Origin of the sequence: Bradyrhizobium sp. C-145 (assembly GCF_023375135.1) — a bacterium.
GTDB lineage: Bacteria > Pseudomonadota > Alphaproteobacteria > Rhizobiales > Xanthobacteraceae > Bradyrhizobium > Bradyrhizobium zhanjiangense.
In genome coordinates this window covers 5,585,513-5,601,747 of the sequence record NZ_CP088150.1, presented here as the reverse complement: position 1 = coordinate 5,601,747, position 16,235 = coordinate 5,585,513, and the positions used below count along the sequence as shown (strand labels likewise).

The window sequence follows — 16,235 nt, the reverse complement described above, 5'->3', positions numbered from 1 at the left end:
AAGGCGCGCAAGCGCCGTGCCCACCATGTTTCAATAAAGGCAAGGTGGTGGGCACGCTTCCGCCTTCGCTCTTCGAGCTACGGCGGACAAGCCGCTTTGCCCACCCTACGAGACCTCCGTCGCGTCTTACTCCGCCGCTTCCGCGTAATCGCTCACCGGCGGGCAGGAGCATACGAGGTTGCGGTCGCCGTAGACATTGTCGACGCGCCCGACCGGGCTCCAATATTTGTCGGTACGCGAGACGCCGTCGGGGAAGCAGCCCTCGGCACGGGTATAGGCGCGATTCCACGCATCATCCGCGATGTCGTGCACGGTGTGCGGAGCGTGGCGCAAGGGCGAGGCCTCGATTTTGAAGCGACCAGCTTCGACCTCGGCGATTTCTTTCCGGATCGCGATCATGGCGTCGCAGAACCGGTCCAGCTCGGCCTTCGATTCCGATTCGGTCGGCTCGATCATCAGCGTGCCCGGCACCGGGAAGCTCATGGTCGGCGCGTGGAAGCCGTAATCGATCAGGCGTTTTGCGATGTCGTCCACCGTGACGCCCGACGTCGTCTTCAGCGGACGGGGGTCGACGATGCATTCATGGGCGACGCGGCCCTTGGCGTTCTTGTAGAGCACCGGGAAGTGCGGATCGAGGCGCGCTGCGATGTAATTGGCGTTGAGGATCGCGATCTCGGTCGCACGCTTCAGGCCTTCACCGCCCATCATCAAGATGTAGATGTAGGAGATGGTGAGGATCGAGGCCGAGCCGAACGGCGCGGCCGAGACCGGGCCGACCGGGGCGTCCGCCTTTGTTGCGGGATGGCCGGGGAGGAACGGGGCGAGATGCGCTCTTACGCCGATCGGGCCCATGCCGGGGCCGCCGCCGCCATGCGGAATGCAGAAGGTCTTGTGCAAATTGAGGTGGCTGACGTCGGCGCCGTAATCGCCGGGCCTGCTAAGGCCGACCTGTGCGTTGAGGTTGGCGCCGTCGAGGTACACCTGGCCGCCATGGCCGTGCACGATGTCGCAGATCTCGCTGATGTGCTCCTCGAACACGCCATGGGTCGAGGGATAGGTGATCATGACAGCGGCGAGATCGTCCGAATGCTTTTCCGCCTTGGCGCGGAGATCGTTGACATCGACGTCGCCGTTCTTCTCGCAAGCGACCACCACCACGTCCATCCCGACCATCGCGGCCGAAGCTGGGTTGGTGCCATGGGCGGAGGAGGGGATCAGGCAGATCTTGCGCTGGCTCTGTCCGCGCGACGCGTGATAGCCACGGATTGCGAGCAGGCCGGCATATTCGCCCTGCGCGCCCGAATTCGGCTGCAGCGAGATCGCGTCATAGCCGGTGATGTCGCACAGCCACTTTTCAAGCCGCGCGAACAGTGCGTGATAGCCGGCGGCCTGCTCGCGCGGAACGAACGGATGCAGCGTCGCAAACTCCGGCCAGGTCAGCGGCATCATCTCGGTGGTCGCGTTCAGCTTCATGGTGCAGGAGCCAAGCGGAATCATGGCGCGGTCGAGCGCGAGGTCGCGATCACTGAGCTTGCGCATGTAGCGCAGCATCTCGGTCTCCGAGCGATGCGCGTGGAACACCGGATGGGTGAGGAACGCGGTGGTGCGCTTCAACTCGTCCGGCAGCGCCTCGCGCGTCTCGGCGTCGATCTCGGCATAGGCGAGGTTGCCGCCGAAGGCGCGCCAGACCGCTTCCACCGTTGCAGGCGTCGTGGTCTCGTCGAGCGCGATGCGCAAGCCGCTATCGCCGATTCCAAGATTGATCTTTTCGGCAGCGGCGCGCGCGACGATCTCGGCGCGCTTGGCGCCGGCATCGACGCTGAGCGTGTCGAAGAAGCTGTCCGACTGGAGCGCAAAGCCGAGCTTGCGCAGGCCGCTCGCGAGCACCGCGGCGCGGCGGTGCACGTTGCGCGCGATCTGCATCAAGCCCTCGGGGCCATGATAGATCGCATACATCGAGGCGATCACGGCGAGCAACACCTGCGCGGTGCAGATGTTGGAGGTCGCCTTCTCGCGGCGGATGTGCTGCTCGCGAGTTTGCAGCGCCAGGCGATAGGCCGGTGCACCGCGCGAATCCACGGAGAGGCCGACAATGCGGCCGGGCAGCGAGCGCTTGAGCGCATCGCGCACCGCCATATAGGCCGCGTGCGGTCCGCCATAGCCCATCGGCACGCCAAAGCGCTGCGCGGAGCCGATTGCGATGTCGGCGCCCAGCTCGCCGGGCGAGGCGAGCAGCGTCAGTGCCAGCAGGTCAGCGGCAATGATCGCCAGCGCGCCCTTGGCCTTCAGCGCCGCGATCGCGGGCCGCAAGTTCCGCACCGCGCCCGAAGAGCCCGGATATTGCAGCAGCGCACCAAGCACGTCGCTCTTAGCGAGATCGGTGACGGGGTCGCCGACGATCAAATTCCAGCCCAGCGGCTCGGCGCGGGTGCGCATCACCGCGAGCGTCTGCGGATGCACGTCTTTGTCGACGAAGAACGCCTTTGCCTTCACCTGCGAGTGCCGCTCGGCCAGCGCCATGGCTTCGGCCGCCGCGGTCGCCTCATCCAGCAGCGAAGCGTTGGCAACGTCGAGACCGGTGAGATCGCAGATCATGGTCTGGAAGTTGAGCAGCGCTTCCAGGCGGCCCTGGCTGATCTCGGGCTGGTAGGGCGTATACGCCGTGTACCAGGCCGGATTTTCGAGGATGTTGCGCTGGATCACCGCGGGCAGGATCGTGCCGGAATAGCCTTGGCCGATCAGCGAGGTGAAGACCTGGTTCTGCCGCGCCAGCTCGGCCATATGCGCAATCGCCTCTGTTTCGCTCAATGGCTTGCCGAGATCGAGCGGGGCGGCCTGCCGGATCGAGGCCGGCAGCGTCTCCGCCATCAGCGCTTCGACGCTCTTGGCGCTGACCGCCTCGAGCATCGCGGTGACGTCGCCTGCCGAGGGGCCGATGTGGCGGCGAACGAAGCTGGTTGCGATGTCGCCATTGGATTTGCGGTGCGCGGTCATCATTGGGTCCTCGCTTTAATCATCTGACGCCGTCATGCCCCGCGAAGGCGGGGCATCCAGTAGTCACCGGCAGCGGGAATTGAACCGAGAAGCTGCGGCGTACTGGATCGTCCGCCTTCGCGGACGATGACATCGAGAATGAGGTTACAGTTCGCTTCATCTCACGCCGTATGGGCCTTGTACGCAGCTTCATCCATGAGGCCGCCGAGCTCGCTTTTGTCGGCGATCTTGATCTTGAAGAACCAGGCCGCGCCCTGCGCATCCGAGTTCACCAGCGCCGGCTCGGCGGCGAGTGCGGGGTTGATCTCGAGCACCTCCCCCGAGACCGGGGCATAGACGTCGGAGGCGGCCTTGACGGATTCCACGACGGCGGCAGCTTCCGCCTTCTTCAGCACGCGGCCGAGCTTGGGCAGTTCGACGAACACGACGTCGCCGAGCTGCTGCTGCGCGTAGTCGGTGATGCCGACGGTGGCGACGTCGCCCTCGATGGCGAGCCATTCATGGTCGGAGGTGTACAGCGTCGTGGTCATTGTCGAATCCTCAGCGTTTGTAGGTGTTTTTGACGAAGGGCATGGCGGCGACCTGCAAAGGCAGGCGCTGGCCGCGCACTTCGGCGAACAGCTTGGTGCCGGGCGCGCTCTGGCTCGTGGGCACGTAGCCCATCGCCACCGGCGCGTTCAGGCTCGGGCCGAAGCCGCCCGATGTGACCTTTCCGATCGGCTCGCCCGCCGTCGCATCCGCAAACAGCAGCGCGCCCTCGCGCACCGGCGCGCGCCCCTCGGCGCGCAGGCCGACGCGGCGGCGGTTGGCGCCTTTATCGAAATGAGCGAGGATCGCATCAGCGCCGGGGAAGCCGCCGGGGCGCATCCCGCCGGTGCGGCGGCTCTTTTGCACCGACCATTCCAGCGCGGCCTCGACCGGCGTGGTCGTGGTGTCGATGTCGTGGCCGTAGAGGCAGAGGCCGGCCTCGAGCCGCAGGCTGTCGCGGGCGCCAAGCCCGATCGGCATCACGTCGGGGTTTTCGAGCAGCGTCTTGGCGAGACGCTCGGCATCGCCAGCGGGAACAGAAATCTCGAACCCGTCCTCGCCGGTATAGCCCGAGCGCGAGACGAAACAGGGCAGGCCGGCGACCTCGTGAGGGCCGGCGTCCATGAATGTCATGGAGGGCGCCGCTGCACACAATTTCGCCAGCGCCGATTCCGCCTTCGGGCCCTGGAGCGCGATCAGCGCGCGGTCGGCAAGCGAATCGATGACGCAGTCGCCGGAGAGATGCGCGCGCAGATGCGCCTCGTCCGCGTCCTTGCAGGCGGCGTTGACGACCAGGAACAGGTGATCGCCGAAATTGGCGACCATCAGGTCGTCGAGGATACCGCCATCCGCATTGGTGAACTGGGCATAGCGCTGCCGGCCCGGTGCAATCGCAAGGATATCCTGCGGCACCAGCCGTTCCAGCGCGCGGGCGGCGTCCTCGACCCTGCCGGACTTCGGCCGAAGTGCGATCTGGCCCATGTGGGAGACGTCGAACAGGCCGGCAGAGGCGCGGGTATGGAGATGTTCCTTCAGGACGCCCGCGGGGTATTGCACGGGCATGTCATAGCCCGCGAACGGCACCATCTTGCCGCCAAGCGACACATGAATGTCGTAAAGGGGCGTTCGTCTGAGGGGGGCGTGGTCGTCGGGTGGAAGCATCACAGGGGCCCTCGGCGGTTCCCCGGGGGAGATTCCCCGGGAGCAACCAGTCGAAGCCCCATCTGTCGCTGTGCCTGAGAGTATTATCCCGTCGGCGGACGCTATCCGGGCCACCCCTTCTCAGAGAAGGTATTTGCCCGTCGGCGCCTCTTTCCAGATGTCGTCAAAGCCACGCGGTCCTTTTGCCTGAGAGTTTCCGGGGCGGTTGCTCCTTCGGCGCCGGCTGCCTAAAGCCGATCTCTCCCGACGTGGCCGTACGATATAGATAGGTAAAGACCACAGAGCGGCCAAGCCTGTCAACGCGGCGGCTTCGGCTTTCAACCGGGATTGCTACGGGATTGCGCGGCGGCAACCCACTGATCTGCTTGCACAGTTTCTGGACAGCGAAGCTGGCCTTGTCTAAAAGCGCTTTGGCCCGCAGATATCAGCCTTAACGTCCGGTTTTTATGGCGAGAAGTGCGGGTCCAAGCACACCCGATTGGATGAACATGAGCGGCGTCAACGAGATCAGGTCGACCTTTCTGAACTTCTTTGCCGAGAACGGCCACGAGATCGTGCCGTCCTCGCCACTGGTGCCGCGCAACGACCCGACCCTGATGTTCACCAATGCCGGCATGGTGCAGTTCAAGAACGTCTTCACCGGCGTCGAGAAGCGGCCCTATCAGCGCGCCACCACGTCGCAGAAATGCGTGCGCGCCGGAGGCAAGCACAACGATCTCGACAATGTCGGCTACACCGCGCGCCATCTCACCTTCTTCGAGATGCTCGGCAACTTCTCGTTCGGCGACTATTTCAAGGAGCGCGCGATCGAACTCGCCTGGAAGCTGATCACTGCCGAGTTCGGGCTGAAGAAGGACAAGCTGCTCGTCACGGTCTATCACACCGACGACGAGGCGGCCGGCCTGTGGAAGAAGATCGCCGGCTTCTCCGACGACCGCATCATCCGGATTCCGACCTCGGACAATTTCTGGGCGATGGGCGACACCGGCCCGTGCGGCCCGTGCTCGGAGATCTTCATCGACCGCGGCGAGCACATCTGGGGCGGGCCTCCGGGCTCGCCGGAAGAGGATGGCGACCGCTTCCTCGAATTCTGGAATCTCGTGTTCATGCAGTACGAGCAGGTGACGAAGGAAGAGCGCGTAGGCTTGCCGCGTCCCTCGATCGACACCGGCATGGGCCTGGAGCGCATGGCCTGCATCCTCCAGGGCGTCGAGAGCGTGTTCGAGACCGACCTGTTCCGCAATCTGATCGATGCGACGGCCTCCGCGCTCGGCGCCGGCCCGACCAAGCAGAACGCCGCCTCGTTCCGCGTCATCGCCGACCATTTGCGCTCCTCGGCCTTCCTCGTCTCCGACGGCGTGCTGCCCTCGAACGAAGGCCGCGGCTATGTGCTGCGCCGGATCATGCGCCGCGCGATGCGCCATGCGCAGCTGCTTGGCGCGAAAGAGCCGCTGATGCACCGCTTGGTTTGGGCGCTGGTGCGCGAGATGGGCCAGGCCTACCCCGAGCTGATGCGCGCGGAGAATTTGATCGAGGAAACGCTGCGGCTGGAAGAGACCCGCTTCCGCAAAACTCTCGCGCGGGGCCTTGCCATCCTCGACGAAAAGAGTGCGGGCCTGAAGAAGGGCGACATGTTCGATGGCGACGTCGCCTTCACACTCTACGACACCTACGGCTTCCCGCTGGACCTGACGCAGGACGCGCTGAAGTCGCGCGGCATCGGCGTCGACCAGGCGGCCTTCTCCGATGCAATGGAGCGCCAGAAGTCCAAGGCGCGCGAGTCGTGGAAGGGGTCGGGCGAAGCGGCTTCCGAGGCGATCTGGTTCCCGCTGCGCGAGAAGCTGGGTGCGACCGAATTCCTCGGCTACGAGACCGAAAGCGCCGAAGGCGTGGTCGCGGCGCTGGTCAAGGACGGCAAGGAGGCAGACAGCCTCAAGGCCGGCGAGACCGGTGCGCTGGTGCTGAACCAGACGCCGTTCTACGCGGAATCCGGCGGCCAGGTCGGCGATACCGGCGTGCTGCTCGGGGAGGGCGGCATCAAGGTCCGCATCACCGACACGCAGAAGAAGCTTGGCGATCTCTTCGTCCACATCGGCACGGTCGAGAGCGGCGAAGTGAAGCTCGGCACCGCGCTCCAGCTCGAGGTCGATCATGGGCGTCGTTCTTCGATCCGCGCCCATCACTCGGCGACGCATCTCATCCACGAGGCGCTGCGTCAGGTGCTCGGCGATCACATCGCGCAGCGCGGCTCGCTGGTCGCGCCCGACCGCCTGCGCTTCGACTTCGTGCATCCGAAGCCGATCACGGCGGAGGAGCTGTCCCGCATCGAGGACATCGCCAACGACGTGGTGCTGGAGAACGACGAGGTCACCACGCGTATCATGGGTGTCGATGAAGCCCGTGAGGCGGGGGCGCGCGCCCTGTTCGGCGAGAAATATGGCGACGAGGTCCGCGTCGTTTCCATGGGCAGGACCGCGCGCGAGCGCGGCGCCAACGCGCTCGGCTGGTCGGTCGAGCTCTGCGGCGGCACCCATGTGAGGCGCACCGGCGACATCGGCCTGATCACGCTCACGAGCGAGAGCGCGGTCGCCTCCGGCGTTCGCCGCATCGAGGCGCTGACCGGCAATTATGCGCGCAAGCACGCCAATGACACCATGGCGCTGGCCAAGACCGCGGCGAACGAGCTGCGCACGTCCATCGACGACGTGCCGGCGCGCATCACGGCGCTGATGGAGGAGCGCAAGAAGCTCGAGCGCGAGCTCTCCGACGCGCGCAAGAAGCTGGCAATGGGCGGCGGTGCGTCGTCCAGCAACGGCGCGGCGGCAGGCGTGCGCGAAGCCGGCGGCGTCAAGCTGATGGCGCGTGCCGTCGAGGGCATCGAGATGAAGGATCTCAAGAGCCTTGCGGACGACGGCAAGAAGCAGATCGGCTCCGGCGTCGTCGCCATCGTCGGCGTCACCGAGGACGGCAAGGCCGGCGTCGTGGTCGGCGTCACGCAGGATCTCACCGCGCGCTTCAACGCCGTGAATTTGGTGCGCATCGCCTCCGAAGCGCTCGGCGGCAAGGGCGGCGGCGGCCGGCCCGACATGGCCCAGGCCGGCGGCCCTGACGGCGCCAATGCGGCCGCGGCGCTCTCGGCGATCGAAAAAGCGATGGCAGGCGCTTAAAGCCCCATGTCCCCCGTTCCGCGAGGACGTGGGCTTCGCGATCCCGATTTGAGGGATCGCCTCTTCGAATTGCTGGAGCACGATCCGCTCGCCTATTCGGTCGGGTCGCGCTTCATCCAGGTGATCATCGGCGTCATCGTGATCAACGTGGCGGCGATGATCCTCGCCTCGGTGCCTGAGCTGGACGCGCAATTCGGCACGCTGTTCGCAGGCATCACCATCCTGTCCGTGATCGTGTTCGCGCTGGAATATGCGGCGCGGCTGTGGACCGTGGCCGGCCACACGCAGCGCAAGGCGTCCGCGCTGTCCGACCGGCTCGGCTACGCCTTCTCCGCGCTCGGTATCATCGACCTCATGGCGTTCCTCCCCGCAGCGATCGTGCTGGCCACGGGCCGGCATGCGACGCTGGCAGCTCTCGGCGTACTGCCGTTCTTCAAGCTGATCCGCTATTCGCCGGCGATGCGCTCGCTGCTTGCCGCCGTGCATGCCGAGCGGCGCGCGCTGATCGGCTGCATCGTCATCCTGGTCGGCGTGGTCTTGACCTTTGCTTCGCTGCTCTACGCCATCGAGCGCGACGTGCAGCCGGACAAGCTCGGCACCATCCCGCAGGCGATGTGGTGGGCGATCGTGACGCTCGGCACCGTCGGCTATGGCGATGTCGTGCCGGTGACGCCGCTCGGCAAGTTTGTCTCCACCTTCGCCATCGTCAGCGGCTTCGCCATGATCGCGCTGCCGGTCGCGATCATCTCCACCGCCTTTGCCGAAGAGGTGAAGCGGCGCGATTTCGTCGTCACCTGGGGCATGCTGGCGCGGGTGCCGCTATTCTCGCATTTGTCGGCCGCCGAGATCGCCGACATCATGCGGCTGCTCAGGGCACGCACCATCGAGCAGGGCGAGATCCTGGTGCGGCGGGGCGATGTCGCCTCCTCGATGTATTTCATCACCGCCGGCGAGGTCGAGATCGCGCTGCCGAGCCAGGAGGTGCGGCTTGCCGACGGCACCTTCTTTGGCGAGATCGCGCTCTTGCACAAAACAAAACGCAGCGGCACGGTGACGGCGACGCGCAAGACCAGGCTGCTCGTGCTCGACGCCCAGGATTTCCACGCGCTGATCGCGCGCATGCCGACGCTGGCCGCCCACGTCCACAACACTGCGAAAGCGAGGCTCGCCGACACCGGCGATCTCGCCGCGGCGGAGCTGGCGCAGGCGGAGAAGGAAGATGGGGGCAAGGCGCGCTGACGAGGTCCGCCGCGGGTTAGCCCTTCTTCAGGAAAACATACTCGGCGGAGTAGGGCACGCTCCTGAACTCGCCAGCCCTGTCGCAAGCGCCGTCGAGCTTGCCGCCACGGGTGTTGATGCGCTGGACCGTGGTCACGTGCGTCAGCACGCCGCTGCCGCGGTGAGCGGTCACTTCCAGCTTCAGCCAGGGGATATCACTCGCCGTTGCGCCCGGCGCATTGCCGATGGCCTTGCCGACCACCGCGCTGCCGTCGGCATGCTCCCAGTTCGGGCCGGCATAGTGGCGGCCGATGGTCTTGCCGTCCGCGAGAAGCGTCGCGATCGGCTCGCGGAAGGTCCAGGCGAGCTTGCCGTCGGTGCCGGCCTTGCACTCATAGACCTGCGCGCCCTCGGCGTGCACGCTGAGCACGACGCTCTCGCCCGGTGCGGCGATGGCCGCCGGAAGAGGCTCGGCGGCGAGCGCGGACGTGCTGGTCAGCGCGAAGGCCACGAATGCAAGGCTCTTGAGGGACGGCATGATGCTACTTTGGGTGCATGTGTCGTCATTGCGAGGAGCTCGCGACAAAATTGCGGAGCAATTTTGCGCTGATGCGACGAAGCAATCCAGACTGTTTCCCCGGAGAGATTCTGGATTGCTTCGCTACGCTCGCAATGACGCGTGGAGTTGGCAGCTTACGCCGCCAGCGCCTTGGTCAGGTTCTCGGCGACCTTGTCGAGGAAGCCGGTGGTCGAGAGCCAGCGCTGGTCGGCGCCGACCAGGAGCGCAAGGTCCTTGGTCATGTAGCCGGCCTCGACGGTGTCGACGCAGACCTTCTCAAGCGTGTTTGCGAACTTGGCGAGCTCGGCATTGTTGTCGAGCTTGGCGCGATGCGACAGGCCACGCGTCCAGGCGAAGATCGACGCGATCGAGTTGGTCGAGGTCTCCTTGCCCTTCTGGTGCTCGCGGTAGTGGCGGGTCACCGTGCCGTGGGCAGCCTCGGCTTCGACCGTCTTGCCGTCCGGGGTGAGCAGCACCGAAGTCATCAGGCCGAGCGAGCCGTAGCCCTGCGCGACCGTGTCGGACTGCACGTCGCCGTCGTAGTTCTTACAGGCCCAGACATAGCCGCCGGACCATTTCAGCGCCGAGGCCACCATGTCGTCGATCAGGCGGTGCTCGTAGGTCAGGCCCTTGGCGTCGAACTCCTTCTTGAACTCGCGGTCGAAGATGTCCTGGAAGATGTCCTTGAAGCGGCCGTCATAGACCTTCAGGATCGTATTCTTGGTCGACAGATAGACCGGATAACCGCGCAGCAGGCCGTAATTGAAGGAGGCGCGGGCGAAGTCGATGATGGAGTCGTCGAGATTGTACATTCCCATCGCGACGCCGGCATCGGGGGCCTTGAACACTTCCTTCTCGATCACGGTGCCGTCCTCGCCGACGAACTTCATCGACAGGGTGCCCTTGCCGGGGAACTTGAAATCGGTGGCGCGGTACTGGTCGCCATAGGCGTGGCGGCCGATGATGATCGGCTTGGTCCAGCCGGGAACCAGGCGCGGCACGTTCTTGCAGATGATCGGCTCGCGGAAGATGCAGCCGCCGAGGATGTTGCGGATGGTGCCGTTCGGCGACTTCCACATCTGCTTGAGGTTGAACTCCTTCACCCGGGCTTCATCCGGGGTGATGGTGGCGCACTTGACGCCGACGCCGACCTTCTTGATGGCCTCGGCGGCGTCGATGGTGACCTGATCGTTGGTGTGGTCGCGGTGCTCCATGCCCAGGTCGAAATAGAGCAGCTCGACATCCAGGAACGGAGTGATCAGCTTGTCCTTGATGTACTGCCAGATGATCCGGGTCATCTCGTCGCCATCGAGTTCGACGACGGGATTGGATACCTTGATTTTTGCCATGATCGGGGAAGCCTCTTGGGAACGGCGCTTGTGGTGCGCCATGGGAATATCCGGCGCCTCTTAGCACCGCCGCGCGGCGGGCGAAAGCCAAGGGATTATGCACTTTTAGCTCATCCAGCTTCCGCAGACGGGCAGCGGCAGCCCGCCCTCGGCCGGGCCCGGGTCATGTTCCAGGCGAGATTCAAAAGTCGAATCCAACCCGTTATTTCCCTTGAGAATTTTGTCAGGACAGGCAAACGACAGGCGGCGGTGCGGCCGGCCCGGTGGGCCGGCTTGAATCAACTCCTGAAGTGGCCTCTGCAAGGCCTTGAGAGCCAGTGTGAAAGCGAAGCAGATGTCGGGGACTGACAAGAGCAAGGCGGGGCTTTCTCTCGACGGTCCCATCGTGATCCTGGTCGAGCCGCAGCTCGGGGAAAACATCGGGATGGCCGCCCGCGCCATGGGCAATTTTGCCCTGAGCCGGCTTCGCATCGTCAATCCCCGCGACGGCTGGCCCAACATCGCGGCCCAGCGCGCCGCCGCCGGCGCCGATCACATTCTGGAAAAGGTCGAGTTGTTCGAGACGGTCGAGCAGGCGGTCGCCGACCTCGACCTGTTGTTCGCCGCCACCGCCCGCGCCCACGACCAGGCCAAGCCGGTGGTCGGGCCGGAAGCCGCCGTCGCCGAGATCTCGGGGCACATCGCCACCGGGGGCAAGGCCGGTATCCTGTTCGGCCGGGAGCGCTGGGGCCTGACCAACGAGGAGGTCGGGCTCTCCAACCGCATCATCACCTTCCCGGTCAATCCGGGCTTTGCCTCGCTCAACCTCGCGCAGGCCGTGCTGCTGGTCGGCTACGAATGGTTCAAACGAGCCACATCCGGCGAGCTGCCGCACGCCATGCCGGAGCGGTCCGAGCGCGCCTCGCAGCACCAGATGCAGGCCTTCTTCGACAACCTCGTGCGCGAGCTCGACAAGGTCGAATTCCTGCGCCCCGCCGAGAAACGCGACACCATGCTGGTCAACCTGCGCAACATCTTCAGCCGGATGGAGCCGACCAAGCAGGACATGCACACGCTCCACGGCGTGGTGATGGCGATCGCGGAAGGGCGCAAGGGCCCGGCCAAGGGCGGCGTGCTCGACGGCGAGCAGGCCACGCGCCTGCGCGCGCTCTTGGCCGAGCATGGGCAGGGCGGCGGCGTGCCCGACAGCGGCTCCACCGTGCGCGGCCTCGCCCGCCTGCTCCGCCGCAACCCGACCGATGCCGAGCGCCTGCTCTGGCATGCCCTGACCCGCGACCGCCGCTTCGCAGGTGGGTTCAAGCGCCAGACCCCCGTGGGGCGGCACATCCCGGATTTCGTCTCATTCCCGCACCGGATCGCGATCGAGCTGGTCAACCCGGGCGAGGGGGAGACCATCGCCGCCGACCGTGCGTCGCGGCGTGCGTGGCTCGAAGCGCGGGATTATCGTGTGCTGGAGATCCGGGCGGCGGACGTCGAGCGCGATCTGGAGGCGGAGCTGGTGCGGCTTGCTGGGATGATGGCGCAGAGCGCGTAGGTCTCGTCGCGCATCGGTCTTGTAGGGTGGGCAAAGCGCAGCGTGCCTACCATGTCGATCAACGCAGCTGAGACAGAATGGTGGGCACGGCGCTGCGTGCCTTTGCCCACCCTACGAATTTGGACCTACACTGCCTCTAGCTGGTCCGCCGCGCGCTTCTTCTTCGCCTTCGCCTGGCTGAGCAGGGGACCTGCCGCAAGCGCGGCGGTATCGGCAACGCCCGGATCGCGCGAGATCATGGCCGCGACGATGGCGCCGTCGATGATGAGGCCGAGCTGATGTGCGAGCACCGCGGGCTCGCTGGAGCCGAGCTCGCCGGCGAGTTTCTCGATGTGGCCGAGCACGATCTTCTTGTGCTTCAGCGCGATGCTGCGGAACTGCTTGGAGTCCTTGTCATGCTCGCCGACGGCGTTGATGAAGGGGCAGCCGTAGAAGCGTTCTTCGGCGAACCAGCTCTTCAGCGCGGGGAAGATGCGCGTCAGTTTCGCCTGCGCGTCGCCGCCGCCTTGCTCCATCGCGCCAATGAACCATTCGCGCCACTGCTTGCCTTCGCTCTCCAGCACCGCGTTGACGAGGTTGGTCTTGGAGCCGAACAATTTATAGAGCGTGGTCTTCGCGGTGCCGGCTTCCTCGATGATCGCATCGATGCCGGTGGCGTTGATGCCGTTCTTGCAGAACAGATGGGTCGCGGCGCTCAGCAAACGCCCGCGCGCGGACTCGTCGTCGCCTGCGCCAGCACCGGCGTGCGGCGAATTCGATCTTTTCTTCGATGACGTCTTAGCCATGGACTCGAACTTACCCGCAGCTGCGCCGCATCAGCAAGCCGCATCTGTTCCGCGCCGAAAAGATTCGCATGCGCAAGCGCATCTGCTTCGCCTTTAAGCAAGCTGCGGCTGATCAATCCGCAGGCAGGACACCTAAGCGGCTCCAATGCTTCGCGTTTTGTTTTCGGCTTGCTCTGGCACGCTCCATGCAGGGAAACAGACCGTTCGGTATCCTGCCGATTTCCACTTCTGCCAGGGAGAAGACTGATGACTGCCGTCGTTCAGAAGACAGTGCTGACGGGGTGCCTCGCGCCCATCGACAAGAATGGGCTCGAGCAACTGATCGCGAGCGGCAAGGCCAATCCGAAGGTCGTCAAGACCTTGAAGTGCAAGACGGTCGCGGAGGGAAAATTCCGCCACGCCAACTACATCCGCAATTTGCCGCCCTACATCGTCGACGAGCCGCCGGGGCTGCTGGGCGACGACACCGCGCCAAACCCGTCGGAAGCCTCGCTCGCCGCGCTCGGCTCCTGCCTTGCGGTCGGATTACACGCCAATGCCGTGCACCGCGGCTGGATCGTCAACAAGCTCGAGCTGGAGCTCGAAGGCGACCTCAACATCACCGCGGTCTGGGGCACCGGCGACACCTCCGACAAGCCGGTCGGCTTCACCGATGTCCGCGTCAAGGTCGACATGGAGTGCGAGGGCATCTCGCCGGACGAGATCAATGCGCTGGTCGCCCATGTGAAGAAATGGTCGCCAGTCGCCAACACCTTCACCCGCCCGGTCAATCTCGAGGTCGGCATCTAGCAGACGGCAATCAGGACAAGGTGCGGGAGACGATCATGGGTTCACTGGCTTTATCGCGGGCCGACATTTTGGATCATCCCGCACCGTCCATTGCAGGAGAGGTGGCGCGGATCGCGCGGGAGCAGCTCGCGCCGCTCGCTGCCGGCATCGACGCCGGCACGGTCTATCCGGCCGAGGTGCTGCGCAAGTTCGGCGCGGTCGGCGCTTGGGGCAGTCACGTCCCGCACGAAGGCCCCGCGGATCTGCGCTGCGCCATCCAGGCGATGGCTGTCATCGGCGAGGTCTGCGGCGCCACCGCCTTCATGGCCTGGTGCCAGAACACGCTGGTCTGGTACGCCGCGAACTCAACAAATCTGAAGCTGGCAAAACGCTTCGGCGATGCCTTCTCCACCGGCCGCGTACTCGGCGGCACCGGGCTCTCCAACCCGATGAAGAGCTTCTTCGGCATCGAGAAGCTCAAGCTGAAAGGGCGCAAGGTCGAGGGTGGCTACATCGTGCGCGGCGCGCTGCCTTGGGTCTCCAATCTCGGTCCTGACCATTATTTCGGCACGATCTTCGAACGCGAGGACGATCAGGGCATCGCAAAAGGCGAGCCTGGCACGGTGATGTTTCTGGCCGACTGCTCGGACCCAGCGATCACGCTGACGCCGTGCAAGCCGTTCCTCGCTATGGACGGCACCGGCACCTATGGCGTCCAGTTCCGCGACGTCTTCGTGCCGGACGAGCTGATCCTGGCCGATCCCGCGGGTCCCTTCGTCAAGAAGATCCGCGCTGGCTTCATCCTGCTTCAGGCCGGCATGGCGCTCGGCGTGATCAAGGACTGCATCAATATCATGGACGAAGTCGACAGCCCCCTTGGCCATATCAACCGCTATCTGCCGCAGCAGCCGGTGCATTTTCGCGATCTCGCCGCCGAGCTCGAGACCGAAACGATGGCGCTGGCGCGTGATCCCTACAACGAGGAGGAGACCTACTGGCGCAAGGTGATCGCACTCAGGCTTCGTGCCGGCGAAGCCAGCGTCGCGGCGGCGCATGCGGCGATGCTGCATTGTGGTGCACGCGGTTATCTCAAAAGCCACCGCGCTCAGCGGCGACTGCGCGAGGCCTATTTCGTCGCGATCGTCACGCCTGCCACCAAGCAATTACGCAAGATGCTCGCCGATTCCTGATCTTCACGAGTCCACCCGAAGACTACTGCCAAGACGACTGCCAAGACCGCCACCAAGACCCCACCAACCTCAACGGAGAGGCTGCCAATGACGGACGTTCTGATCTCTGCCAGCGAACTTGCCGATCTCTTGAAGACCGAGCCCTGTGTTGTCATCGACACCCGCAATCCCGACGCCTACGGCGCCGGGCACCTCCCCAATGCCGTGAACGTGCACGACATATTCACCTATCTTGCGACCTCGACGCCCGAGGGCATCAACGAGCTCAAGACCAAATTTGCCGACGCCTTTGGTGCCGCCGGTCTCTCCGGAACGGAGACAGCGGTGGTCTATGAGCAGTCGATGAACTCCGGTTTCGGCCAGTCCTGCCGCGGCTATTATCTCCTCACCATGCTCGGCTATCCCAGGGTGAAGGTGCTGCATGGCGGTTTCGATGCCTGGGCAGCAGCCGGATTGCCGGTCACCAAGGACGTGCCGACGCCGGCGAAGGCATCGTTCACGATCGTGCCTGAGGCGGGCGAGATCCTGATCGACGCCAAGACCATGCTCGGGGCCATCGGCAAGCCCGGCATTGCCATCCTCGACGTGCGCGATGTCGATGAGTGGATCGGCGACAGCTCGTCCCCATACGGCAAGGATTTCTGTCCACGCAAGGGCCGCATCCCCGGCGCGGTCTGGCTGGAATGGTATCGCATGATGAAGCCGACCGCTGAGGGCCCGCGCTTCAAGTCCAAGGACGAGATTCTGGCCGAATGCGCCACTGTCGGCATTTCGCAGACGACGCCGGTCTATCTCTACTGTTTCAAGGGCGCGCGCGCCTCGAACACGTTCCTGGCGCTGAAGAATGCCGGCGTGAAGGACGTGCGGATGTACTTTGGCTCCTGGAACGAATGGTCGCGCGATCCGTCGCTGCCGATCGAGCAGGGATTGCCTGTTGCGTCGGAGGTCACGACCAAGGCGGCGTGATAGCGTGCCGCTGCCG

Annotated in this window: 12 protein-coding genes and 1 riboswitch; of the genes, 6 read left to right on the top strand and 6 right to left on the bottom strand. The window is 65.1% G+C overall.

The window, feature by feature from the left end; translation table 11 throughout:
- Window positions 1-126: 126 nt before the first annotated feature.
- From gcvP to gcvT, 3 genes are all read right to left on the bottom strand, one after another.
- Window positions 127-2,994, bottom strand: coding sequence for an aminomethyl-transferring glycine dehydrogenase (gene gcvP / locus LRP30_RS26505; protein WP_164940191.1), 2,868 nt, complete (start codon window positions 2,992-2,994; stop codon window positions 127-129).
- Window positions 2,995-3,155: 161 nt separating this feature from the next.
- Window positions 3,156-3,524: a glycine cleavage system protein GcvH gene (gene gcvH / locus LRP30_RS26500; RefSeq protein ID WP_091889091.1), complete on the bottom strand. Its 369-nt coding sequence runs from the start codon at window positions 3,522-3,524 to the stop codon at window positions 3,156-3,158.
- A gap of 10 nt (window positions 3,525-3,534) precedes the next feature.
- Window positions 3,535-4,683 (bottom strand): glycine cleavage system aminomethyltransferase GcvT, encoded by a 1,149-nt coding sequence (gcvT, locus tag LRP30_RS26495; RefSeq protein WP_249756684.1) that lies wholly within the window; start codon window positions 4,681-4,683, stop codon window positions 3,535-3,537.
- Window positions 4,684-4,848: 165 nt separating this feature from the next.
- A riboswitch (glycine riboswitch) is annotated at window positions 4,849-4,939 on the bottom strand.
- Window positions 4,940-5,171: 232 nt separating this feature from the next.
- Here gcvT and alaS point away from each other — a divergent pair.
- Together alaS and LRP30_RS26485 are read left to right on the top strand one after the other, a co-directional pair.
- Entirely contained in the window at window positions 5,172-7,850 is a 2,679-nt protein-coding gene (gene alaS / locus LRP30_RS26490) for an alanine--tRNA ligase (protein WP_249756683.1), read from the top strand.
- 6 nt (window positions 7,851-7,856) lie between these two features.
- Entirely contained in the window at window positions 7,857-9,089 is a 1,233-nt protein-coding gene (locus LRP30_RS26485; RefSeq protein WP_249756682.1) for a cyclic nucleotide-gated ion channel, read from the top strand.
- 16 nt (window positions 9,090-9,105) lie between these two features.
- Here LRP30_RS26485 and LRP30_RS26480 read toward each other — a convergent pair whose 3' ends face one another.
- Together LRP30_RS26480 and LRP30_RS26475 are read right to left on the bottom strand one after the other, a co-directional pair.
- Window positions 9,106-9,606, bottom strand: a complete 501-nt coding sequence (locus tag LRP30_RS26480) for a DUF3455 domain-containing protein (RefSeq protein ID WP_249756681.1) — start codon at window positions 9,604-9,606, stop codon at window positions 9,106-9,108.
- Between the two features lie 155 nt (window positions 9,607-9,761).
- Window positions 9,762-10,976, bottom strand: coding sequence for an NADP-dependent isocitrate dehydrogenase (locus tag LRP30_RS26475; RefSeq protein ID WP_091889082.1), 1,215 nt, complete (start codon window positions 10,974-10,976; stop codon window positions 9,762-9,764).
- A 334-nt stretch (window positions 10,977-11,310) separates the two neighbouring features.
- Between LRP30_RS26475 and LRP30_RS26470 the strand changes: the two genes are divergently transcribed.
- A complete protein-coding gene (locus LRP30_RS26470) occupies window positions 11,311-12,510 on the top strand; it encodes a TrmJ/YjtD family RNA methyltransferase (RefSeq protein WP_249761836.1) in 1,200 nt (399 codons plus the stop codon).
- Between the two features lie 125 nt (window positions 12,511-12,635).
- On the opposite strand, the gene LRP30_RS26465 is transcribed toward LRP30_RS26470, so the two are convergent.
- Window positions 12,636-13,295 carry a TetR/AcrR family transcriptional regulator gene (locus tag LRP30_RS26465; protein WP_249756680.1) on the bottom strand — a complete coding sequence of 220 codons (660 nt, stop codon included), beginning with the start codon at window positions 13,293-13,295 and terminating at the stop codon, window positions 12,636-12,638.
- A 246-nt stretch (window positions 13,296-13,541) separates the two neighbouring features.
- On the opposite strand from LRP30_RS26465, the gene LRP30_RS26460 reads away from it, so the two are divergent.
- From LRP30_RS26460 to LRP30_RS26450, 3 genes are all read left to right on the top strand, one after another.
- The gene (locus LRP30_RS26460; RefSeq protein ID WP_157333756.1) at window positions 13,542-14,084 is read left to right on the top strand and encodes an OsmC family protein; all 543 of its coding nucleotides are present in this window, start codon (window positions 13,542-13,544) and stop codon (window positions 14,082-14,084) included.
- A gap of 35 nt (window positions 14,085-14,119) precedes the next feature.
- The gene (locus LRP30_RS26455) at window positions 14,120-15,253 is read left to right on the top strand and encodes an acyl-CoA dehydrogenase family protein (RefSeq protein ID WP_249756679.1); all 1,134 of its coding nucleotides are present in this window, start codon (window positions 14,120-14,122) and stop codon (window positions 15,251-15,253) included.
- 87 nt (window positions 15,254-15,340) lie between these two features.
- On the top strand, window positions 15,341-16,219 hold the full coding sequence (locus LRP30_RS26450) for a sulfurtransferase (protein ID WP_128956123.1): 879 nt from the start codon (window positions 15,341-15,343) through the stop codon (window positions 16,217-16,219).
- The last annotated feature ends 16 nt before the right edge of the window (window positions 16,220-16,235 follow it).